The following is a 22,585-nucleotide window of genomic DNA, read 5'->3' as shown; positions in this document are numbered from 1 at the left end:
TGGATCATCGCGACCAGTGCGAGCCTACCCCCCCCACGCAGCACCGCGGAATCAACCAGCTGAATACCTCAGGGCAGGTAAGCCGTTGTTGAGCAGGAGTCCTAGGACGTGGCTACGCGCCGATCCGCGCTACCCCATTTCGACCTGCCGGCGTGCGACCACCATTCGTGTGACGAGTCTCCCGTTTGCCACAACCGTTTGAAGCTAAGCCCCTTGCGTAACGCCCCGTAATGTGTAAATCATATCACCGCTTCACGAGAATTCGTAATTTGGAAAAGTACTTCACAAGCTATCGATGGGCTTCCTCATGACTGAACTTAAGTTTGCAACACGTCTGAACTCCTTCGCGTCCGGGGCGCATCTCTACTGGCCGGACCAACAAGGCAAGCCGTCCGTAATGCAGATGATCGCCCGCGCAGGCACGGCCAAAGGGCTGACCCATCTGGATTTGAACTACCCCCAGCATCTCACCACCGATATCAAGACTCTGCGACACGGCATTGAGGATGCAGGCCTGGCAGTGAATGGCATGCAGATGCGTTGGGATGCACCCCAATTTAAAATTGGCGCCTTCACCCATCCTGATGCCAGCATCCGCCGTGAAGCGATCGAGCTAACCAAGCGGGGTATCGATGCCGGACGCGAATTCGGTGCATCGCTGATGACCCTGTGGATGGGGCAAGACGGCTTCGACTATTGCTTCCAAGCTGATTACAAGAAGATTTGGGAAGACGCTGTCAGCGCCGTACGGGAAGTCGCGGAATACGCACCCGACGTAGACGTCAGCATTGAGTACAAGCCCAATGAACCTCGCGCGTACAGCATTTTCCCGAACGCTACTACCTGCCTTCTCGCAGTAGAAGAAGCGGGCTGCGCCAATCTTGGTATCACCCTAGATTTCGCCCACGTGCTCTTCGCTAATGAGGTTCCCGCGTTTGCAGCCGCCATGGTCGCCCGGCGTTCGCGCCTGCTTGGTCTCGACCTCAATGATGGATGGGGCAAGCGCGACGATGGCTTGATGGTGGGTTCCGTTAATCCGCGCGCCACGCTGGAGTTTCTCTGGCAGATGCAACGTGACGGGTACAAGGGCGCCTACTACTTTGACACCTTCCCCGATGCGAGCGGCCTGGACCCGGTTCGTGAAGCGGAAACCAATATTGCGATGGTGAAGCGCTTGCTCAAGCTGAGCACGCGTCTAAATGACAACCCTGCACTGGCAGAGGCCATCAGCCGACAGGATGCAGTCGCCTCTCAGCAGATCGTCAACGACATCCTACTCGCTAGCTAATAGCGCTTTCGTAACCCGTTCTCCAAGTTGCTGAATCCCAAAAATAACAACAGAAGGCCACAAAGATGAAAAGACTGTTGCTCTCCGCGGTGGTGTCGGCTTGGCTTTGTACCACTGCCCAAGCGGCCGAACTGTCGCCCTTGAAATCTGATAGTGAGCCCGATCGTACAGACTGGTCGCAGCTCGATACTCGCTATGGGCCGATGCCGAAAGCTGATAAGTCATTAAAGATTGGGGGCGTCTCCAAAACCTTGACCAATGAGTACTGGCGCCTGCTCGGACAGGGCTACAAGAACGCAGCTCAGCGCTACGGTGTAATCGTCGAATACCAGGCCGCTGCCAATGAAACCGACCAACTTGGGCAGCTATCGATCGCAGAAACCATGATCGCTCAGGGTTTCAGTGGGCTGCTGGTCTCACCCCAGACTGATATCAATCTAGAGCCGGCATTGCAGACCGCTACCAGTAGGCAGATACCGGTAGTCAACGTGAACGATGCCGTAATGCCCAACGCACCTCATTACGTGGGTAACGTCCAGAAGGACAACGGCGTACGCGTGGCCCAATGGTTCATTCAGCACAAGCCTCAAGGTGGCAAGTTGGCGGTGATTGAAGGTCAGCCCGGCGTGTACGCTGCGGGTCAGCGCACACGTGGCTTTAAAGAAACCATCGCACTCCACAACACCTTTAACATCGTCGCCAGCGTGCCCGCCAACTGGAGCCGCGAGCAGGCCTACAACGCTGCATCGACCATCCTGCAGCAGCATCCAGATCTGATCGGCTTCTATGCAAATAACGACACGATGGCTTTGGGCGTTGTTGAAGCGGTCCGCGCCCTAAACAAAGCTGATCAGGTGGCCGTGTTCGGTACCGACGGCATCTCCGACGCTTACGCCTCAATTAAGCGCGGCGAGCTGACGGGTACCGTGGACAGCTTTCCGGTTCTGACCGGAGAAGTTGCCATGGACGTCATGCTGCGCCTAATCGGCGGCCAGACGATCTCGCGGGTGGTTGCCACGCCCCAGGCGCTGATCACCAAAGATAATGCCGAAGCGTTCTCCACCAAGGATAACGAGAAGCTGCGTCAATTGCTGATGGCACATTAAGGCGGGATCAGAGAGCATGGAACAATATCGCTTAATGATGCGCAGCATCAGCAAAACCTATGGCGCCGCCGCAGCCTTACAAGAGGTCGATTTCTTCGTGAAGGCAGGTGAGGTTCACGCATTAATCGGAGAAAACGGCGCAGGTAAGTCGACCCTGCTGAACATCCTATCTGGTGTTCGTGAGGCCGATGCGGGTGAAATCACCGTTAACGGCCAGCCGGTGCAGATGAAGAGTCCGCTCAACGCCAGGCAAGCCGGGATCGCGATGATTCATCAGGAATTGCAGCATGTTCCAGAGCTGTCCGTGGCTCAGAACATGTTTCTAGGCCGCCCCTTGACCAAAGCAGGCGGGTGCTGGGTCGACAAGAAGGCGCAACTTGCCAAAGCTGGGCTGATCCTTAAGCAGCTAGACCCCAGCATAGACCCCAACACTGCAATCAAAAACCTCAAGGTGTCCCAACAGCAGATCGTTGAAATCGCGCGGGCCCTGCTCGACGATGCCAAGATCATCGCTATGGACGAACCTACGTCGAGTCTGACCCCGCGGGAATTCGAGCGGTTGGCGGAGTTGATCGGGGAGCTGAAGGCGATGGGGGTGTCGCTCATCTATGTGTCCCACAAGATGAACGAGATCTTCCACGTGTGCGATCGGGCGACCATTATGCGCGATGGCCGCCAGGTCGGCGTCGTCGACCTCCGTGACGAGACCGAGGAGAGCATCGTCGCCAAGATGGTCGGACGCGAGTTGGAGAAGCTTGAACACAACAGCTATGTCACGGACCGAGAAATGCTGCGCGTCCAGAACGTAGGCCGCGACCGGGACGTTCTGTCGGCAACCTTCAGCGTTCGGGCCGGCGAAGTGCTGGGAGTTGCCGGTCTGGTAGGCGCCGGCCGTACGGAACTGCTAAAGCTCATCGCTGGCCTGGACAAGCGCAGCAGTGGAGAGGTGTGGGTAGAGGATCATCCGGTGCGCAATCACGACGTGCGCGCCGCAATCCGTGCAGGGATCGGCTTAGTACCCGAGGATCGCAAAAAGGAAGGCATCATCAAAGCCCGGGCGGTGAAGACCAATATGGCTCTGGCCTCAATGCGGCAGTTTACGAATGGCGGAATCATCGATCGGCGCAAATTGAATGGCCTGGCCCTTAATGTCATGACTGATTTAAAGCTCCGCCCACTGGATATCGAAAAGAGCATCGGCACCCTTAGTGGTGGTAATCAGCAAAAGGTGATCATTGGCCGGTGGGTAGCTGCGGACGCCAAGGTGTTTTTATTCGATGAGCCCACGCGGGGAATCGATATTGGTGCCAAAGCAGAAATTTATAATTTAATTGAACGGCTTGCGCAAGCGGGCAAGGCCATTGTGGTTGTCTCCTCGGAAATGACAGAAATCCTGCGGATTTCGGACCGTGTTCTCGTTATGAGAGAAGGCCGAATTACCAAAGAACTATCTGGCAATGACATCACTGAAGAGAATATCGCGCGCTTCGCGATAAAGGATATGGATGCGGCGTGACGCCCTCCTGTCTTATTCATCAAAAAGGTAAATAAAATGATGACGCATATGGACTCCCTACAGGCGGGTCGGCCTGTGGCACGCCTTAAATTCAACTTGCGTGACGCCGGTACATTGATCGGCTTATTGATCATCGTGGTGACGTTTTCAGTTCTTTCGCCTGTCTTTTTCACACTGCCAAATTTACTGAACATCTTGCAGCAGTCTTCGATCAATGCCTTGATTGCCTTGGGCATGACGCTGGTGATCATCTCCGGCGGGATTGATCTCTCTGTTGGTCCTACCGCAGCCCTATCCGCGGTGTTGGGTGCGACCCTGATGGTGTCTGGCGTTCCCGTGCCTCTAGCGGTACTGGCAACCCTCGCTGTCGGCATAAGCAGTGGTGTATTCAGCGGATCCCTTATCGCCTACGCCGGCTTGCAGCCATTTATCGTCACCCTAGGCGGTCTTTCGCTGTTTCGCGCACTTGCCCTGATCTATACCGATGGTAATCCAGTGTTCGGCATTCCGCTGGAATTCCGTAGCCTCGTCAACACTACGCTGCTTGGAATCCCCGTGCCTATTTTGGTGGTGGCGGTAATCGCCTTGGTACTGTGGACCGTAATGAACAAAACACCTCTAGGAGAATACATCCTGGCTATCGGAGGCAACGAAGAAGCTGCCCGGGTTGCAGGTGTGCCGGTAAAGCGGACTAAGGTAATCGTCTATGTGATTTCAGGAGTGCTGGCTTCGCTAGCATCTCTGATCCTGATCGGCCGCCTTGGCGCTGCCGAGCCGACCATCGGCAACCTTTGGGAACTCGACGCGATTGCCGCTGCTGCCATTGGTGGCGCCTCGTTGATGGGTGGCAAGGGCAGCATCTTCGGGACCCTCATCGGCGTCATTATCCTCGGCGCTTTACGCAATGGCCTCACGCTCCTCAATATCCAGGCCTTTTATCAGTTGCTTGCGATTGGTCTTATTATTATCTTAGCGATGTTGATAGATCGGGCCACTCGAGGCAAATAATGAAGCAAGACCCACGAGCCATTGGTGCTCAAATCCGTATGCGTCTGCCCCAACTGACGCCGCTCGAGCGGCGCGTCATAGAGGCAATTATTGCCCGTCCCGACATTAGCGAGCAGACATCGCTCAAAGAGATCGCGCAAGAAAATGGCGTCTCCGAAGCAATGATTGTAAAAATCACAAAAAAACTCGGCTTTACAGGGTATCGAGATTTTAGAAGCGGTTTGCTTTACTACAACGCTTCTGAAGTAGCAGGCTTGCATGCGGAAATTGAACCAGGTGACTCATCGGAACAACTGCTTGCCAAAGTATTCAGAACGTCCATCCAGGCTATCGAAGAAACAATGTCGATTCTGGATATCTCGGAATTCAACAGGGCTGCGGATATCGTTTTCAAGGCGCGCCACATCGACCTCTATGCCGTCGGCGGTTCCTCTGCAGTTGCGCGTGACCTTTCCCACAAGATGCTCAAGATTGGAATCAAGTCCACGGCTTACGATGACGCCCACATCATGCTGATGTCCGCCGCGGTACTGTCCGATGACGACGTGGTCATCGCGATCAGTCACTCCGGGGCGACGCGGGCAGTAAACGAACCCGTGGTATTGGCAGCTCGTAATGGTGCTCGGGTGATCGCCATAACGAACTACGCCGAGTCACCCATCGCGCGCCATGCCCACGTGGTGCTCAATTCTACATCCCAAGGATCGCACCTTTTAGGTGAAAACGCTGCCTCGCGCATTGCGCAACTCAACATTCTTGATGCGCTCTTCGTCGCCATCGCGAAGAAGGATTTGCAGCGGGCAGAGAAGAACCTGATGAAAACCCAGCGTGCGGTCCAGGACCTGCGAGAACTCTAAAAATGAAGAACATTCTGGTTACCGGCAGTCTGCACTACGACATCATGCTGGATGCCCACCATCGCCCGGAGAAAGGTGAAACGGTCATGGGCACGGCCTGTGATTACAAATTTGGTGGCAAGGGCGGCAACCAGGCGGTTGCGGCAGCCCAGGCCGGTGCACAGGTCAAATTTATCGGCGCCGTAGGGGAGGATGATCAGGGCCGCTTTTTGATTCGGCATCTCGAAGAAGCGGGTGTCGATGCGTCCGCCGTACAGGTGGTGCAAGGCATCCCCTCGGGAATGAGCGTAGCAATCACCGATGCGGACGGGGACTATGGCGCAGTCGTGGTCTCCAATGCCAATCTGCACATCAAGCCAGCTCGTGATCAAGGACCCGATTTTTGGGATGACGTAGCGCTACTTGTATTGCAGAACGAGGTACCGAGCGCAGTCAACCTGGAGATAGCGCAGGCCGCACACGCCCGAGGTATTCCGGTATGCCTCAATGCAGCACCAGCGCGTGTGCTGCAGCATGAGCTCACTGCCTGTATTGAGCTGCTCGTCGTCAACTCTGTAGAAGCGCGCGATATGAGCGGGATCCAAGTCGTAGATCTCATTACCGCCCAGGCGGCGGCGGAAGCTCTGTCTGCGACCTTCGCGCGGGTGGTGGTGACTGCGGGTGAGCATGGCGTTGCCTTTTGCGAAAAAGGGCAGAGCTCGGTATTGCCGGCCATAAAGGTCGAGTTGGTCAGCACCCACGGCGCGGGGGACTGTTTCGTAGGTGTGCTTAGTCAAGCGCTTACAAATGGCGCGGACTTAGCTACAGCCGTAGCAATCGCAAACCGCTCAGCGGCTATTCATGTGTCGCGGTCATTGTAAGAGCTAACGCAGCTAAGCTTTCTTTAACGTGTTCTTGGCTATATAAAATCGTCATTGTCGTCGATCCTCATCCGCGCTGCACGCTCTGGTCCGGTGAGCGCAGCGAGAAGTGGGACGCCATCATCAAGGCCAACCTGCCGGTGCTTGTGCTCGCCGGCGAAGCCGAGCCCAAGGTCTCGGCGCTACGCGACTTCGATCGTGCGGCCCGCGGCCGCCAGCGCGGCGATGTGAAAGCGCGGGCAGAGGTCTGGGCGGAGCGCAACCTCTACCTACCTACCGGTGGCCAGCGGTCAGATGTGGAGGAGGGTGATCGGGTACCGCTCAAGACGCCTTCGACGTATCGGCTGGGCGACATCACCTACGAGTCACCGGCCTAGCGCCTGCGCTCAGCTGTGGCGCTCGAGCGAGATATCCGTCAGCTCCACGGAGGCAATCCTGGTCGGCCCTGCGGGCATCGGTCGGCCCGGCTCCCTGCCTAGGTTGGTAAGGGCTGCCATCATCAGAAAGATCACCGTCACCGAGATCGACAGATCGACCAAGTGCTCCCATCGTCGCACCTGATCAGGCTACCGCTTTCGCAACTGCGCCCTCGCAACGCTCACGACCACTAGGAGCAGCGCGGCCCATTTGATCTCTTGATTCGTCAGCACACTGGAATCCTTTTGCGGCTCCCACGCACCAGCGACAGCGAATAGCTCTGCCGCAGATAGGCTTCCATCGAAGATCCGAACGTTTCTCGAGGCGCCGCTTGACAGGCAAGCGCTCCGCTAGCGAAGCGTACCCTCCCTGAGGACCTGGCTGCCCATCGACCGCACCGTCCACCCGACGATCGAACAAAGTAGCTGAAGCGGCGGTGCGCCTGGCTGTGTGTATCTGATGGCTATGCCGCCGACACCGTCATGCGCCAGCTGGGCTACTTCCGCCTGCAGGCGAAGGCGCTGCAAGGCGTGTTGACCATCAGGCAACCAAACAGCGCACGATAGACGAGCTCGAATCACGCGAGAGCGCCCTGGACGCCGTCGCAGCACACCATCCACGCCTTCGACGGCGCACCGCGGCGGATCTCGTTCACCTGAGCTGGCCACACCACCAGCAACCAGAGGGTACAGGTGGCCACCGAGAGTAAGCAGCTGCAGGCGGAGGCTGAGAGTAGGGCGCAGCACCAGGGAATGCCGATCGAGCAGTCGTTCAAGCACCAGGATCTGCGCACCATCGCGAACCTGGCAGACGACCAGGTGAGGATCAAGCACCAGGCCGTGGCGCCACATCCACGCTGCACGCTCTGGTTCGGTGAGCGCGTCGAGCATGGGATGCCATCATCAAGGCCATCCTGCCGGTGTTCGTGCTCGCCGGCAAGGCCGAGCCGAAGGTCTCGGCCCTGCGCAACGTCGATCTCGGAAGCAGCCGACATCTTTAGTGAACTCTGTAAACCACACGCTAGCTATCGAAATATAGGACTTTTAGCGCTGAAACAGGCATTTGGTTGGTGAAGAGGCGATCTCGAAGACGCGGTAGGGGGTTGTGACACCTGATACAGGTGTACCTACCTATACGTAAGAGAACAATAGCTCGATGTCATCGTTTTGCGATGTGAACGAAATGGAGTAGAGACATAGCAATGTCGCGCTGCTAAGACATTCAAGGCTACCGCTCTTGCCAGTCTTCCACCGCTGGCACTGGCAGCGCGCGTTAGGCCGCCCGGCATCGAGACCGGCATTAGATACGCACGCAAAGATGAACAGGAAAAGGACAGGCAAGGCTGGCGCATCATCTTCTTGTGCAAGCAGCTGCACGCAATGACCGGATGAGGAAAATTAGAGGCTAAGAATTCTTAAGAAACAGTCGAATTCACTTCAAATTTAACATAATTATGATTATGCGAAGTTAAAATGTTACGGCTAGATAGTAATGTCGTGATCCAGCCAGATAGAAATGTCCCGATCACGTGTGGCGGCTAGCCTACCGGTTTTGCAGCCGATGCGGAGCAATCAGGATGTCAGCCTACGAGCGGATCACGATGAGCCTACGCGAAGTCGATCGCCTCAAGGTCATCCAGGCGGTGACCGAGGGTTTCCTCACGCCCACCCGCGCTGCCCAGCGCCTGCAGCTGAGTACCCGGCAGGTTCACCGCCTGGTGCAGCGTTACCGGGACGCCGGCGTTTCAGGCCTAACCTCACGTAAGCGTGGCCAGCCTAGCAATCACCAGCTGCGGCCAGGCCTAGAGCAGCGCGCTGCCGCGCTGATCCGGCAGCACTACCAGGATTTCGGTCCCACGCTTGCAGCTGAGAAACTGGCCGAGTGCCACGGCTTGCGTCTGGCCAAGGAAACGGTTCGGCGCATCATGATGGATGCCGGCTTATGGACGCCGCGTCGGCAGCGACCGCCTAAGGTGTACCAGCCCCGTAATCGTCGGGCCTGCCTGGGCGAGCTGATCCAGATCGATGGCAGCGATCACCGCTGGTTCGAGGACCGAGCACCGGCCTGTACGCTGCTGGTCTACATTGACGATGCCACCAGCCGCCTGATGCATCTGGCATTCGCTCGCAGCGAATCAACCTTCAGCTACTTTCAGGCTACTCGGGCCTACTTGGAGCGCCACGGTAAGCCCTTGGCGCTCTACAGCGACAAGGCCAGTGTGTTCCGAGTCAACAGCAAAGATGCTCAGGGTGGCGAGGGCCACACGCAGTTCGCCAGGGCCATGTTCGAGCTGAACATCGATACCTTCTGCGCTAATTCCAGCCAGGCCAAAGGGCGTGTCGAGCGAGCCCATCTCACCTTGCAGGACCGTCTGGTCAAGGAACTGCGCCTGCGCAACATCAGCACGGTCGAAGCCGCCAATGCTTATCTGCCGCTCTTTATGGCCGATTACAATCGTCGCTTCGGCAAACCGGCCCGCTCGGACTTTGATGCCCACCGCCCAGTACGTGACGATGAAGATCTATCATTGATCCTCACCTGGCGCGAGCCCCGCCGCGTCTCGAAAAGACTAACCCTACAATACGACAAACGCCTTTACCTGATTGATGACACCCCACAGACAAGAGGCCTGGCTGGCCACTACGTGGACATCTATCATTATCCATGCGGGCGCATAGAAATCAGATCGGAAGGCGTTCCCCTGCCCTTTAGCGTTTTCGATCAGCTGCCGGAGGTTAACCAGGGCGCTATCGTCGATAACAAGCGGCTGGGGCACGTCCTTCAGGTCGCGCAGCGGATGCAAGAGCAGCGCGATAGCCGTCGTTCCCAGGCGGTACCGGGCAACCCGAAGCCGACCAAAGCGCAACGCCATGAGCCGCAGAAGAAGAAGGCCAAAGAGTTCATGCCGGAAGATATCCTAGCTGCTCTGAAGCAAAGCCCACTACCGAAGCGGAGCTGCCATGCGTCAGTTGTTCGGCGCTAAAAGATTCTCCGCACGATCACATCTAGAATCGCAAGATTTACTGAAAATATAGGATTCATACTCTCCAACTTTTTCTTCGACCTCGCAATATCCCAGATTAGAGTAAAAGCCTCTCATATCGAAAGAGCAATGTAGAAAAATCTTATCAGCCCCTTGACTCCAAGCAAGGCACTCCGCAGCCCTGATTAACTTTGAACCTATGCCTTTGCCTCGAAAACTTGGCTCAACATAGACTGCTGCAATCCATGGGGTAATGGACGTCCTGACAGCCAGGTCGGATTCTACAAAAGATACAGTGCCCGCAAAATTACTGCCCTGGACAGCAACCAAGATAAATTCGCTTTTTGAATTAACTATCTTAGAAAGCTTTTTTATAACCTCGCTCAAAGGTTTTCCACGAGATCTAGACCATTCGTTCCAGATACGATCCGCGACAGTGCCCATTAGATGCGAGGAATCTTGGAGTTTTACTATCGATATACTGTTTTTCATTAAATCTCCTCCGTGTGTCGAGAATACTACCTTCTCTACGCAATGATTCAATAAAAACAGCTTTACAAAAGCTATCACCTGCTTCCATCCCGAGTGGTGACATTTTTACTTGGCCAGCAGAGCGACATCTCTACTTAGCCTTGACATAAAATCGCCTCGACAGCTTGTCGGCGACAAGGTGGTGAACACATGTAGGTTGGCTCGGCGCTAGGACAGCTTGTGTAGCAAAAACACAATCGCCGCCGGCGTGGAAACGAGAGCACACCCTATGAAGATTGGAACCCAGAAATGCTCAAAGGACCGCCAGACTGGTTTGGAGAGCATCTCTAGGTTCTTCCGGTTTATCTCGGCCGTATCCCTCATAGATTGGACAATCATCCGCTGCATCTCTACCTGAAGACGCCGGGACTCGAGCTCCAAGTTCTCTCTCTCGCTCATGATCAAATCTCGCTGACTCAGCTACCCACTCGGAACAATGCTACCGCTTCTCAGGCCAACCGGCACGGCATCGTTCGCAGTGCCGGCGGACACGAGAGGCTGAGAGCGCTCAAGCCGCCCGAAGGCGGTCCGGGGGATACTGGCGCAGGAAGCCAGTCGAGGCTTCGGCCGGCGCCATCAACCAGTCCTTGATCGAGCCATTCGGCAGTATGGCCAGCATGCGCTTCTCGTCTTCAGGCCGATGGTAGTTCTTCATGAAGGGGTGATCGTCAGCGTTAACGGTCAGCATGGTGAAGCTAAAGCGCCCCTTGCCGTCATGATCACTCCATTCTTCCCACAGCCCGGCAATCGCCATCAGGCTGCCGTCGGCCCGCTCAATGCGGGTCGGCACCGCTTTTCCGCTGCGCCAGTCTGGCTCGTAGATCGCCGCCGCTGGAATGATGCAGTGCTGCGCTCTCTTCCAGGCGGTGCGGAAGGAGTTCTTCGTGGCGGCCGTTTCCGAACGGCAGTTGTAGGTGCTGCGCCCGAGCTTTCTGTCCTTTGCCCAACCAGGCAGCAAGCCGAACTGGCCTACCGAGATGTCGTACTCAGGTGCCCCATCCTCCTGCGCCTCGGCTGAGTTCAACCGGACGAAGGGACCGATGTAGAGCGGCCAGAGCTCGCCCTGGTATTGCTCATCAACGGGCGCGCCGAACGCGCTTTTCAACCGCGCCGGTGTCGGCGCTTCATAGTGACTGCACATGCCTTGTCGCCTCCGCGAAATCACACCTGGTGCCGCTGGCCTTTCTACCGCCCCGCACTCTTTGCCCTGACCACAGCGATGTGTTTCAGAAGGACCGCGGCCGGGCTGGTGGCCTAGGCGCAGCTACCATCCTCGCCGGCCAGCCGCTGACGCCGCGCTCGGAACGCGCGGTCAGCTGATTCTTTACCCCCCAGGTGGTAGCCGTTCTAATAACGCCCTTTGAAGGCACCCCAGCGGGTCCGCACAGCGCAAGGAGCGAGCATGATCATCGGCATAGACCTGGGTACCACTAACAGCCTGGTCGCCGTCTGGAGCGGCGAGATCGCGCAGCTGATCCCCAACGCCCTGGGCAAGGTGCTGACCCCTAGCGTGGTTGGCCTGGACGACAATGGCCAACTGGTGGTCGGCGACATTGCCCGTGAGCGCCTGCAGACACACCCGCAGATGACAACCGCCCTATTCAAACGCTACATGGGCAGCGCGCAGGAAACGCTGCTGGGGCACCGGCCGTACCGCGCAGACGAACTCTCTGCGCTGGTCCTGCGAAGCCTCAAGGAAGATGCGGAGCGCTTCCTGGGCGAGCCAGTCACCGAAGCGGTGATTAGCGTCCCGGCCTACTTCAGCGACGCGCAGCGTAAGGCCACCCGTATTGCCGGCGAGCTGGCCGGGCTGAAGGTCGAGAAGCTCATCAACGAGCCCACGGCCGCCGCCCTCGCCTATGGTCTGCACCACAAGGAGGAAACGACGTTCCTGGTCTTCGACCTGGGTGGCGGTACCTTTGACGTGTCGGTCCTCGAGCTGTTCGAAGGGGTAATGGAGGTCCGCGCCAGCGCCGGCGACAACTTCCTCGGCGGTGAAGACTTCGACGATGTCCTGGTGGCGCACTTCCTGGCGGCGCCGACGGCCGCAGGCCTGCCTGACGCCACCACTGGCGCGCTGGCGCAGCGCCTGCGCCGTGAGGCCCAGCGTGTGCGGCACCAGCTCGGACAGCAGCCCCGGGCGCAGTTTGCTATCCACGAGCACGGCCGTGAGTGGAGCCTGGAGATCACTCAGGACGAGGTAATGGCCCTCTACCAGCCGCTGCTCGATCGCATGCGCGCACCGATCGAGCGCGCACTGCGGGATGCACGCATCAACGCTGCCGACCTGGATGAGGTACTGCTGGTGGGCGGCACCACTCGCATGCCCTTAGTGCGCCGCCTGGTGGCCGGCTTATTCGGTCGCTTTCCGTCGATGCAGCTCAACCCAGACGAGGTCGTGGCCCAGGGCGCGGCAATCCAAGCCGCACTCAAGGTCAGGCACGCCTCCTTGGACGAGGTGGTGCTGACCGATGTCTGTCCCTACACGCTCGGCATCGAGACGACGTCGGGCGATGACCTCCGGCGGGATTATGGGATGTACCTCCCCATCATCGAGCGCAACAGTGTGGTCCCGGTCAGCCGGGTCAAGACCGTATCAACGCTCGATGATAATCAGACCGCGGTGAAGCTCTGCATCTTCCAGGGCGAGAGCCGGCTGGTGAAGCACAACATCTATCTGGGCGAGCTTGAGGTACCGGTGCCACCGCGCCGGGCGGGTGAGGTGCGAATCGAGGTGCGCTTTACCTATGACAACAACGGGCTGCTGGAGGCGGAGGCACACGTGCCGATGACGGGCGCAAGGCTTAGCCTGGTCATCGAGAACAACCCGGGCGTCCTCAGCCCGGAGGAGATTGCGCAGCGCCTGGAAGCGCTTTCCGCCCTCAAGGTGCATCCTCGCGATCAGCAGGTGAACAGCGTGCTGATGGCCCGGCTGGAGCGCCTGTATCAAGAAAGCCTGGGTGACCTCCGGGAGCGGGCCGGCAGCCTGGCGCAGGATTTCCAGCGAGCGCTCGACAGCCAGGATGAGCGCGTCATCCGCGATGCCCGCAAATCGCTGGCGGAGCGGTTGGATCGTCTCGAACGACGTCTCTGAGGCAAGGCATGAAACTTGACCTGTTGGAGCTCTCCCAAGCGGCCACCGAGAGGGATCTCAAACGCGCCTATGCGCGCCTCCTGAAGGTTCACCGACCCGATACGGACCCAGAGGCCTTTCAACGGCTGCGGCAAGCCTACGAACGCGCGTTGGCGGACCTCAGTCGGCCGGTAAGCTTGGACGAAGAGCCTCGGGCCACCCAATGGGTGTACTCACCCTCCTCCGCGGGCGCGACGCTGATCGAACCAGTGCCTACGATGGACGGGAAGCCGCTTGGCGCACCGGTCCAGCCCGTCCAGCGCGAAGCAGAACGACCGCCCACAGAGCCTTCCATCCAGCGCCTATCCGAGCAGCTGCTTCCGGACGACTCCAGTCGTCTCGCCAAGCTTCTCGAGGGTGATCTCACTCTAGCCTGGGAGATAGCCAGGCGCGAAGGCCTAGAGGCTGCTTTTCAGCGGCAGCTCCTGCAACGGTGCGTGAACAGCGCTGACCTGCGAGCCCTGGCCTGGGCGCAAGCCAATCTCCACTGGCTGACCCTGGCCCAGCCCGACTACCTGGGTCCGCGTGAGGAAGCTGTGTTGGCCAACCAGTTAGCCAACCAGGTGCTTGTGCAGATGCGGCAGGCACTCGCGCAGGGCCTCGAGACTCAGGCTTATAAGCAGCTTCGTGCGGCCCTGGACAGCGACTGGTCGCAACCACTCGACCGCCGGACCCGGTTCCAGGCCGACGTGTTCGAGCTATTGGAGAACGACGGCCACTGGACGCCGGCGTTCTTTTATCGTGTCTGCGCACTCAATGCCTGGAGCGAAGAGCGTGGCCACCTGTCCTGCAGCGTAAAGCGCTGGGCCGTGGTGATGGGGCGTTGCCATGCTTACGCACTGGAGGCGAGCTTGCGCGACCAGTTGGCCGCGCCGGCGAGAACAGCCGGGCAACGGGCAGCGTGGTTCCTGCTCGGTGACCTGGACGACCGCCGCCGGCGACAGTGGGCAGATAGCTTCACGGCAGAAGACTGGCAGGCCTGCATAGCGTTGGAGGAGGACATCGCGTCCTTCTCCCAGATACCGGCCGCTCTACAGCGACCCTACTTCGCGGATTGGAGGTCCTGGATGCCGCGCGGCTACTGGCGCTGGGGCTACGTCTACCTGTGGGCGATGCTGTCCCTAGCGCTGACCATCATGCTGATCGCTAACCCGGAAAAGACCCTCGGCGACAGCCTCGGGATACTGCTCGTAGCACCGTTAGCGGTCGTGCCCCTGGCGTTTGTGCTGCCCGCCACCTGGCTCATGCGCCTGTGGACGGACCTCTCACGTCCCATCGCGCCAGCAGATGTGGCATTGAGCGCCAGGATGCTGCCCCGGCGCCTGACGCGAAGAGGCAGTGGCGTTTTAGTGCTGCGCCATGTCTTTCCCAGCCTGCTGCCCGCGGGGCTTGTCTGGATGTGGGGACGTGCGGTACCCATGCTAGGTCCGGTGATGGCGTTGGCCACCGTCCTGGGCGCTATGCAGTTTGCCAACGTCGTCACCCGAGGCGCCTCGCCAGTTGCCTGGCTCGAACGGGGCTTGCATCAGCTGCTGCAGAATCGCCGTCGAGCGAAGCAGGTGCTCGCCCTGGGCGTCGGATTGGCGCTTATGGTCGCGGCACGGCTGTTCATTGGCTGAGCGGCTGCAGCACATGCCGCGTCCTGAGCGCTCGCTCAAGCTCAACCAGATTCGATCGCTCCGCTGACGCGCGGGCCCTCCATTCAGGCGGGCCTCGCTGGGTGACATCTCAGTACGAGCTGGCGATCGCCCGACGCCGCCCTGCCGTTACCTGATGAACCTCAGCAGGTCAGGTCCGTCGATGCACAGCCCAGTACGCATGCTGGTGAACTCACTGCTTTTGCCAAGCAGATCCATCTGAGCATTGCCCTTGCTGGAGTCGTGCCCGTAGAAAAAGATTCTTTCGGGCCTACCGCGAGCGTCCCAGTCGATCTTGATGATCTGCAGGCGGTAGATACGCTGCTCCCCCCGCCGCTGGATCAGGCTGCCTTGCTCAAAGCCTGCTTGCCCGAGGGCCTGGTGGCTAATGCCCTGCATGACCGCGTAGGAGTTGGCCAGCGCGGCGACCTGCTCCTCTTCCGAAGCGTCGCGAATCGTTTCCCACAGCGCCGGCTCGACGGCGCGCACCATCGCGAGCAGCTCCGGCCGTAGCTTGGAAAGGTATCGCTTTAGCCCTGCTTCCATGGATCCTTCAGTACCCCTGCCTTTGGTATACGGTGATCGCTAGCAGACCCGTCTGGTCCAGCGCGGGTCTCGTCACGAGCTGCCAGCCCGCCATGCTGCCCAGGTAACGTACGCCGTCCTGGTCACCCGCGTGCCGACGTTGCTTGTGCCGCATAACGTCAGCCGGCAGCGCCACCTCGCGGTTCAGATCCCTGACCACCCGCGCCAGCCGCGGGAAGACGTTCTCCGGCTTGCACTCACCCTTCGTCTCGTCCAGGTACTCGACCAGGGTGTGATGGGTCAGATAGATCTTGCCGAAGACGGGGTTCTCTACCGACGGTTGCGGAGGGGGCGTTCCGTCCCACTTGATGCAGAAGGCCTGATGCTCCTCGCGGGTCCAGGGCTTGTTTTTCTCAACGCTGATACCGCTCAGGCCGAAGAACTGGGTGCGCAGCGCATTCGACGTCTCGTAGAGCTCGCCCTTCGAGCTGTCCGAGAGCAATAGGCGCTTCACCGCGCCGCGCGATACCACGAGCTTCAGATTTCTGCAGGTACGTTGGTGCCCGGCCAGCTCGAATTGCACTAGGGCGCACCACAGGCCGTAGAGCTCGATGAAATCGAGCACGTTGTCGCCCAGGTCTCGGCTCAGGTGGATCTCGATCCGGCGGAAGAAGCGGTCGTCGCCATTGAACAGGACGTTATAGACGCCTGGCACGTCCGTGGCCGCGGTGCTCACTTTGCAAACTTTATAGGTCATCGTTTTGGATCTCGGCAGGTAACTAGAATCCAGTCTCCATGCCTTTCCAAAATTGCAAACGTCGATTCTAGGGCGACTCTGGCTCGAACTTGCCGGCAAAGCAGACAGCCAAAATTTGCCGTCGGTAGCTAATCAAAACACGACGATGCTCCGAACCTTTAAGTGACATCCCGTAGCTGGTGCGGCATAAGCGTTTCGATATCGAGCGTACCAATGAAAAATCGTGCCATCACAAAGGCAGTAGCAGAGGGACAGTTATACGTCTTCAAAGCGGTAGCCATGCGTCTCAAACCGGCGGACCATCTGATGGTAAGGACAGACTTTGACCTTAGCGGGAAGAAAGCTCGCAACGCTGATGAGTTGGCCGGTCAGAACAATAGGCCGAAGCTGAGTACATCAGCTGCCTCAGCACGAGAGCCCTGCCTTGGAGAACGGGGGAAAATCCCCAATCCATGGATGGAGCATCGCTAAAGCAATCAGTTTAAAAATGTAGATCGATATCGGTGCTTACAAAATCAACGATCTGTGCCAGGGAGCACTTCCTGCTTACGATTCATCACACTTTCATCTGTAGCAGAAGGTCTCTCGGCCGGCTGATACGTTTATTAGCGAAAGCGCAATCGCCAAAAGGCTGGCCGGGTTTAGGGCCAAGACTTGCGCGCTTGCACCTTTACCGCTTCGATCGCGCCCCGTAGCGGTGCAAAATAGATAGCAGGGGCCTCCTTCGCAGCACTGACAAACTCAGCAGCAAAAATTCTGAAAAAACGTACTAGATGACGGCGGACCATGCTTAGCTACTCGTGTATACATGCCCTGAGCATACGCTCGGGTTTGCAACATCACAAAGGGTTTGAACGTGCGTTTTAGTGGCGGTTATTGATCAGCTACCTAAGGTCGCGGCTAACATTGGCCGGGTTGAAAAAGCTCTGCGAAAGCTACATTCGCAAAATGGCTTCGGATCAATTAGCCCAAACCAACTGCGCCCATTCATCAAAGGCTACGCTCCACCAGGGGTGAACGGACGCAGCGGCCACAGCTAGCCGTGACCATCGCCGCTGCGCACGGAAAAAGCTCTACTTCTTTGCTTCATTCGCTTTACGAATCAGATCGTCCGTCGTGTCTGACAGCAAGCGCCAGACCGCCACAGCAGGCGCCCAGTAGCCATACAGGGTCTCCCTGGCACCACGTTTGAAGCCACGAATAAAGTCATCCATAGCGGTTTCCCTCTAATGCACCTGTAGGAGGCTTGAGTACAGCCTACGAGCCCATTGCAGTGGATTCTTGCAGGCTTTTCACTGTCGATTCTATCACTGTCAAAACAGGGGATCTATCAACCCCTGTAAGCATCGTATAGCTACCATAGACTCCCCCCGACAAGCGCGACGGTCATGCGTTCGCAAGCTTTGGCTCGGGGTTTCGTCATCCCATGCCTTAAGGTGTAGCGTAACGAGGAAGGAAAGAAGTGGCGGCTTCGACCCGGCGATTCCCGGCAATAGCTGGTTCTATAGCCGTATTGCTGGCCGAGTGATCCTTATCTAGACGATACGGCATTTATCCTATCCATGGAGTCACGCTTCACAAGACACGTAATGAGCTATCAACGGGCAGATTTGATTACCTTGATAATCCCGGTGCATTCCGACGAATTATTTCAAATTTCTCTAGTCAACCTCAAATGAAAAGGCTATAACAGCGACCATTGCCTAGTCTTGAGGAGATCGCGATGTCCCTAATCCAAGAATACCGTCAGACCGAAGCCGCAATTGAAGAGTTGAAGCAGCGTCTTGAACAATTAAACGGTGATGAACGCCTTCAGAAAGAACTTGAATTTGAAGAACGTCTGCGTGCTCTGTTGGGTGAACACAATAAGTCCCTGCGTGACGTAATCGCCATCCTAGATCCGGAGCGCAGCACAAATACGGGCCGCAAAAGCAATTCCGCCCCGGCCCCGCAGCAGCGTCGGCAGCGCGCTGTAAAGCGCTATAAGCACCCGGAAACCGGTGAAATCATTGAAACAAAGGGTGGCAATCACAAGCTACTGAAAGCATGGAAGTCTGAGCACGGCGCTGAGACGGTCGAAGGCTGGCTCCAAGACGAGTAACCGTCCCAATCGGCGCTGGCGGGACTCATGTAGGCCTGCCAGGGCTGTCACTATCGATGCTTTCGTCCTGTGGGCGAGTAGTCGTCTCGCGCAACGCCGGCGCACATTGTGCGACACCGCCGGTGCTGTCCTCATCGGCACTCTTGATCAAAAGCCCGTGCCTTAGATGCCCTCATGTGCTTTACAGCACCCTCTTCGGAGCAGGCTCTTCTGGACCCACTTCTCCTCTGTAAGATTCTTACGCTGCGCTCGGTTGCAGATCACCTAGCTGATCCTTGACCGAATTGTCGCGCTCGTATCGATTGCCTATGCGCCTCCGGCTTCATACGTCCATAACGCGGTCACTGCTATAAATGCATCGATCCAGGTCCTGAACCTGCCCAACGACATATTTCTACACTGATCGCCGGCGCGTTCAACGTAACTGGAGCGCCTCGTCATCGCGCTGGAGCGGCGCAGCCTTCACGGTAAGCGTCATCTGGATGGGCCTTGGTGGGGCCAGCCGAGGGGATCAGTACACCGATCATGTCGTACAGGTCGAGCATGGGGCCGTCCTCGATAGAAGTGGTCCGTCCCAGATCAACGCGCTTTCCCACTTGGCAGCAAAGGCATCGACCCAGGCGGTCGGCCTAGTGTGCAGCTGCCGCCCTCAGCGCAAGCGGCGATTCACGCCCTTCTTGGTAGGGGAGTCGGGGTTTGCCCGAGATGCTGCATCGAGCTCGGCTTGGAGCTCACCCGGCGTGCCGGTGAGCTCTGCCAGGAGCTGCCGGGCCAACGCGTGCGCATCGTGATCCGCCGCTGGCGCCGACCGAGCGCGCGCTGGCCCATCGATTGGCGGGCCCGGTGCCCGTGCACGAGGTTGAGTCATGTTCACCCTCCGAAACGTGGGCCGCTGACTGTCATTCCGGTAGCACGCGGCGTCAAGAGGACATCTAGCCAGCCGCCAGCACCAGGGGCCATCGCCAGGCGCCGGTGGCGTATCAGGCCGGCGGCGTGTGCCGGCGCGAACGGCCCGCAGCCAGGAAGCCCTTCACCAGAACCGAGCCCCAGGTGTAGAGGGTCTGTCCAAACACCCCGTATTAGAAGGCGAGTAGCCAGGGGCCCGGTGTAGGCGCGTCGAGCATACGTGCCAATCCGAAGGGGGCGCCGGCCAGGGATGCAATCAGCGCGAGGAAAAGGAGGTAGTCGCCCATCTGGCTGCCATGGCTCACCGGCGAAGCCACTGGCTCCGGGGCTTTAAAGGGAGTGGTGCCCCAGGGTCGACCAGGCCCAGCGCGCTGCGGACGGCCGCCGGCGCCAGGGACGCTTTCGGATCGACATCCAACCGCAGCACCTGGATGCCGCGCATCTCGTCCCAACTCAGTCCGTACCCTTCTGCAGCGAGCTGCTCCAGCGCGCTGATCAGCGCGGTGTGGGTCGCCTTGCCATGCCACAGCCCATCGAGGTGGTCGATCCAGATGCTTCTGGCACCTTGCGCCTGGGCGCATGCCAAACGGGCCTTGATGGCCTTGAGATAAATGGCCGGATCTACTGGCAGGGTGCGACCGCCCCTGTGCTCGAGCGCGTATTTACCCAAACGACCACGGGTATATTTCGAAACGCCAACCGACTATGCTCAATGAACCCGCCCCGGCCTGCCTTATAAGCAGCGCGACAAGCCGACGAGCCTCCCTAGACCAACCCGACAGGCCACTCGCTAAGCCATTGGCGGTCGAGGGACCTGTGCGCGGATCGCCTAGCCCTTTTCAGTCTCAGCTTTGTGCAATTCTCAGATCGCCTGCAGGCTCTTCCAGCGCCCTGCCGAAGGCCCCGGCGCGGCTTCCAGGCGCATTGCCCGGCCTGCCGATATGCTGCGGCACTCCTAGACGACATCAATGACAGTCGGGTTGGAGACACCCAAGGCATGGACGCGCGCGGCATCATGTTCCTGTGTACCTGCAACGTGACTACGACGACCTTAGTGGTAGTCTACCGAGCCCGCCTTCGCCTTGCAGGCCTCGCGCTCGCTAGCGATGCATGTCTCTTTCCATTGACTGAACGATCGCTTTCCCAAGAAAAACTTAAATTTTTTTTGCCAGGTCCTCCTTAATACGGTAGTAAATTATACATGTCTGAACAGGTTCGATTTGATAAGAAATCTCGTGTGGTCCAAGCCATCGTTGAGCGTATCGAGCGAGGTGAGCTGGGCTCTGGCGAGCGCTTGCCTGGCGAGCATGAGTTAGCCGCCGAATTCGATGTCAGCCGCGGCACCCTGCGCGAAGCCCTGTCGGAGCTGAAGCGGCGCAACTACATCGCTACCCAGACCGGGGTTGGGTCCATCGTCACCTACGATGGTGTGCCCCTTGACCAGAGTGCCGGCTGGGCTCGCGCCTTGGCGGCCGGGGCAGTACAGATGAGCACCGAATTGCTGGGCATCAGCCGCGTGCAGCGAGAGGAGCTTGCGCTGATGGCGGGTACCGAGCAGTTCGTGCTGGTGGAGCGCCGTCGCCGTGCCGCCGATGGCAGTGTGGTGTCGCTAGAACGCTCGTTGATTCCAGCAGTGGACGGTCTTGAACAGTTGCCGTTGAGCGGTCTGAAAGACGGCTCGCTGACCGCCTCCATGGCCGCCCACGGCTACGAGGGCCACTACGGAAAGCAATGGATTGGCGCCGAACCCCTCGACTCCGGTGCCGCCGAACTCCTGCAGCGCCCGCTGGGCACGGTATTTCTCAAGGTGGTACGTGAAACCTTCGACACCCGGGGCCGCTTCATGGAACAGGTAGAAAGCCTGCTTGACCCTGCGCACTTTCAACTGCATTTGAATTTCGGAAGCCCACAATGATCAGTCTCGAACAGACACGGGCTCGTGCCCTCGGCGCTTTCTACGGCCTGGCCTTGGGTGACGCGCTGGGCATGCCGACCCAGTCCCTGTCCCGCGAGCAGATCCGCGACCGTTACTGCCGTATCACAGCCCTGCAGGCCGCCGACGGCGATCAGCCGATTGCACCGAACATGCCGGCCGGGGCCATCACCGATGACACCGAGCAAGCCATTCTCGTCGCCCGACGCCTACTCGCCGGCCACGGCCACATCGAGCCCGCTGCCTTGGCCCAGGACCTAATCGACTGGGAAGCGGAGATGCGCGCCAAAGGCTCCCAGGACCTGCTCGGGCCTTCGACGAAGCGCGCCATAGAAATGATCCTGAGTGGCGCCAGCCCCGAGCAAGCAGGGCGATTCGGCACCACTAACGGCGCGGCCATGCGCATCGCGCCGATCGGCATCGCCACTGCTATCGACGATCCCGAGTACTTCATGGGCCAGGTGGTGCAAGCCTGCCAGGTGACGCATAACACCGGCCTGGGCATCGCCAGCGCCGCCGCCGTGGCCGCCGTGGTTTCGGCCGGCGTGCAGGGTGCCGATTTGCCGGCCGCTCTTGAATTCGGCATCAAAGCCGCCCGCTCAGGCCACAGCCGCGGTCACTGGGTAGCAGGCGGCAACATCGCTGCCCGCATTCTTTGGTCGCGGGCGGTTTGCGCCAGTTGCAACGCCGACAGCCTGCCCGACGTGATCTACGACGTCATCGGTACCTCGGTTGCCTCTCAGGAATCCGTGGTCGCCGCCTTCGCCTTGGCCCATGCGGTCGCCGAGGGCCAGCTCGAGGCCTATCCGGCACTAGGCGTGGCCGCCAGCCTAGGCGGTGACACCGACACTATCGCCGCAATGCTCGGCGCGATGCTCGGCGCCACCCATGGAGTCGAAGTGTGGCCGCTGGAGGCCATCGCCCAGATCAAGGCCGTCAATGCGCTTGATCTCGAATCCCTCACCGAACAATTGCTGGCCCTACGCAGCGCAGGCGCCGCCGCCGCCGCCCGACCCTAATAAGAATT

The 22,585-nt window shown here is 58.8% G+C and carries 20 protein-coding genes; 13 read left to right on the top strand and 7 right to left on the bottom strand.

Translation table 11 applies throughout. The annotated features are described in order from the left end of the window. Positions 1-307: 307 nt before the first annotated feature. The 7 genes from OXS31_RS18955 to OXS31_RS18925 all read left to right on the top strand — a co-directional run bounded on the left by OXS31_RS18955 (position 308) and on the right by OXS31_RS18925 (position 7,012). The gene (locus OXS31_RS18955) at positions 308-1,288 is read left to right on the top strand and encodes a TIM barrel protein (protein WP_115947095.1); all 981 of its coding nucleotides are present in this window, start codon (positions 308-310) and stop codon (positions 1,286-1,288) included. Between the two features lie 65 nt (positions 1,289-1,353). Continuing rightward, positions 1,354-2,394: a substrate-binding domain-containing protein gene (locus OXS31_RS18950; protein WP_267401365.1), complete on the top strand. Its 1,041-nt coding sequence runs from the start codon at positions 1,354-1,356 to the stop codon at positions 2,392-2,394. Between the two features lie 16 nt (positions 2,395-2,410). After that, the gene (locus OXS31_RS18945; protein WP_267401364.1) at positions 2,411-3,910 is read left to right on the top strand and encodes a sugar ABC transporter ATP-binding protein; all 1,500 of its coding nucleotides are present in this window, start codon (positions 2,411-2,413) and stop codon (positions 3,908-3,910) included. A gap of 36 nt (positions 3,911-3,946) precedes the next feature. Further along, entirely contained in the window at positions 3,947-4,918 is a 972-nt protein-coding gene (locus OXS31_RS18940; RefSeq protein WP_267401363.1) for an ABC transporter permease, read from the top strand. After that, a complete protein-coding gene (locus tag OXS31_RS18935) occupies positions 4,918-5,775 on the top strand; it encodes a MurR/RpiR family transcriptional regulator (RefSeq protein WP_267401362.1) in 858 nt (285 codons plus the stop codon). Before OXS31_RS18940 ends, OXS31_RS18935 begins: the two co-directional genes overlap by 1 nt. A gap of 2 nt (positions 5,776-5,777) precedes the next feature. Beyond that, positions 5,778-6,635: a PfkB family carbohydrate kinase gene (locus OXS31_RS18930; protein WP_267401361.1), complete on the top strand. Its 858-nt coding sequence runs from the start codon at positions 5,778-5,780 to the stop codon at positions 6,633-6,635. Positions 6,636-6,775: 140 nt separating this feature from the next. Continuing rightward, positions 6,776-7,012 (top strand): hypothetical protein, encoded by a 237-nt coding sequence (locus OXS31_RS18925; RefSeq protein ID WP_267401360.1) that lies wholly within the window; start codon positions 6,776-6,778, stop codon positions 7,010-7,012. A gap of 9 nt (positions 7,013-7,021) precedes the next feature. On the opposite strand, the gene OXS31_RS18920 is transcribed toward OXS31_RS18925, so the two are convergent. Then, positions 7,022-7,174, bottom strand: coding sequence for a hypothetical protein (locus OXS31_RS18920; RefSeq protein WP_267401359.1), 153 nt, complete (start codon positions 7,172-7,174; stop codon positions 7,022-7,024). Between the two features lie 1,454 nt (positions 7,175-8,628). On the opposite strand from OXS31_RS18920, the gene OXS31_RS18915 reads away from it, so the two are divergent. Continuing rightward, positions 8,629-10,035, top strand: a complete 1,407-nt coding sequence (locus tag OXS31_RS18915) for an ISNCY family transposase (RefSeq protein WP_267401358.1) — start codon at positions 8,629-8,631, stop codon at positions 10,033-10,035. Here the strand turns inward: OXS31_RS18915 and OXS31_RS18910 are convergent. Both OXS31_RS18910 and OXS31_RS18905 read right to left on the bottom strand, forming a co-directional pair. Then, positions 10,018-10,527: a GNAT family N-acetyltransferase gene (locus tag OXS31_RS18910; RefSeq protein WP_267401356.1), complete on the bottom strand. Its 510-nt coding sequence runs from the start codon at positions 10,525-10,527 to the stop codon at positions 10,018-10,020. The two genes, OXS31_RS18915 and OXS31_RS18910, sit on opposite strands and share 18 nt — an antisense overlap. Before the next feature lie 547 nt (positions 10,528-11,074). Continuing rightward, positions 11,075-11,707: an SOS response-associated peptidase family protein gene (locus OXS31_RS18905; protein ID WP_267401355.1), complete on the bottom strand. Its 633-nt coding sequence runs from the start codon at positions 11,705-11,707 to the stop codon at positions 11,075-11,077. 261 nt (positions 11,708-11,968) lie between these two features. Between OXS31_RS18905 and OXS31_RS18900 the strand changes: the two genes are divergently transcribed. Together OXS31_RS18900 and OXS31_RS18895 are read left to right on the top strand one after the other, a co-directional pair. Further along, the gene (locus tag OXS31_RS18900; protein ID WP_267401354.1) at positions 11,969-13,660 is read left to right on the top strand and encodes a molecular chaperone HscC; all 1,692 of its coding nucleotides are present in this window, start codon (positions 11,969-11,971) and stop codon (positions 13,658-13,660) included. A gap of 8 nt (positions 13,661-13,668) precedes the next feature. Continuing rightward, entirely contained in the window at positions 13,669-15,318 is a 1,650-nt protein-coding gene (locus OXS31_RS18895) for a J domain-containing protein (protein WP_267401353.1), read from the top strand. Between the two features lie 147 nt (positions 15,319-15,465). Here the strand turns inward: OXS31_RS18895 and OXS31_RS18890 are convergent, their stop codons facing one another. The 3 genes from OXS31_RS18890 to OXS31_RS18880 form a co-directional block, all read right to left on the bottom strand. Next, positions 15,466-15,882 (bottom strand): hypothetical protein, encoded by a 417-nt coding sequence (locus OXS31_RS18890; protein ID WP_064306999.1) that lies wholly within the window; start codon positions 15,880-15,882, stop codon positions 15,466-15,468. A gap of 7 nt (positions 15,883-15,889) precedes the next feature. Further along, complete coding sequence (locus OXS31_RS18885; RefSeq protein ID WP_267401350.1) at positions 15,890-16,618, bottom strand: hypothetical protein; 729 nt, start codon at positions 16,616-16,618, stop codon at positions 15,890-15,892. Positions 16,619-17,691: 1,073 nt separating this feature from the next. Next, positions 17,692-17,832: a hypothetical protein gene (locus tag OXS31_RS18880; protein WP_267401348.1), complete on the bottom strand. Its 141-nt coding sequence runs from the start codon at positions 17,830-17,832 to the stop codon at positions 17,692-17,694. A gap of 509 nt (positions 17,833-18,341) precedes the next feature. Between OXS31_RS18880 and OXS31_RS18875 the strand changes: the two genes are divergently transcribed. Beyond that, positions 18,342-18,719 (top strand): histone-like nucleoid-structuring protein, MvaT/MvaU family, encoded by a 378-nt coding sequence (locus tag OXS31_RS18875; protein WP_267401347.1) that lies wholly within the window; start codon positions 18,342-18,344, stop codon positions 18,717-18,719. Between the two features lie 1,207 nt (positions 18,720-19,926). Here OXS31_RS18875 and OXS31_RS18870 read toward each other — a convergent pair. After that, entirely contained in the window at positions 19,927-20,295 is a 369-nt protein-coding gene (locus tag OXS31_RS18870) for a hypothetical protein (protein ID WP_267401346.1), read from the bottom strand. 531 nt (positions 20,296-20,826) lie between these two features. Between OXS31_RS18870 and OXS31_RS18865 the strand changes: the two genes are divergently transcribed. Beyond that, positions 20,827-21,540, top strand: coding sequence for a GntR family transcriptional regulator (locus tag OXS31_RS18865; protein WP_267401345.1), 714 nt, complete (start codon positions 20,827-20,829; stop codon positions 21,538-21,540). Then, the gene (locus OXS31_RS18860) at positions 21,537-22,577 is read left to right on the top strand and encodes an ADP-ribosylglycohydrolase family protein (RefSeq protein ID WP_267401344.1); all 1,041 of its coding nucleotides are present in this window, start codon (positions 21,537-21,539) and stop codon (positions 22,575-22,577) included. Before OXS31_RS18865 ends, OXS31_RS18860 begins: the two co-directional genes overlap by 4 nt. The last annotated feature ends 8 nt before the right edge of the window (positions 22,578-22,585 follow it).

This window comes from Pseudomonas sp. GM_Psu_1 (genome assembly GCF_026544185.1).
GTDB classification, from domain to species: domain Bacteria; phylum Pseudomonadota; class Gammaproteobacteria; order Pseudomonadales; family Pseudomonadaceae; genus Chryseomonas; species Chryseomonas oryzihabitans.
Note: the sequence above shows the minus strand (reverse complement) of the source record. Positions and strands in the feature narration are given on the sequence as shown.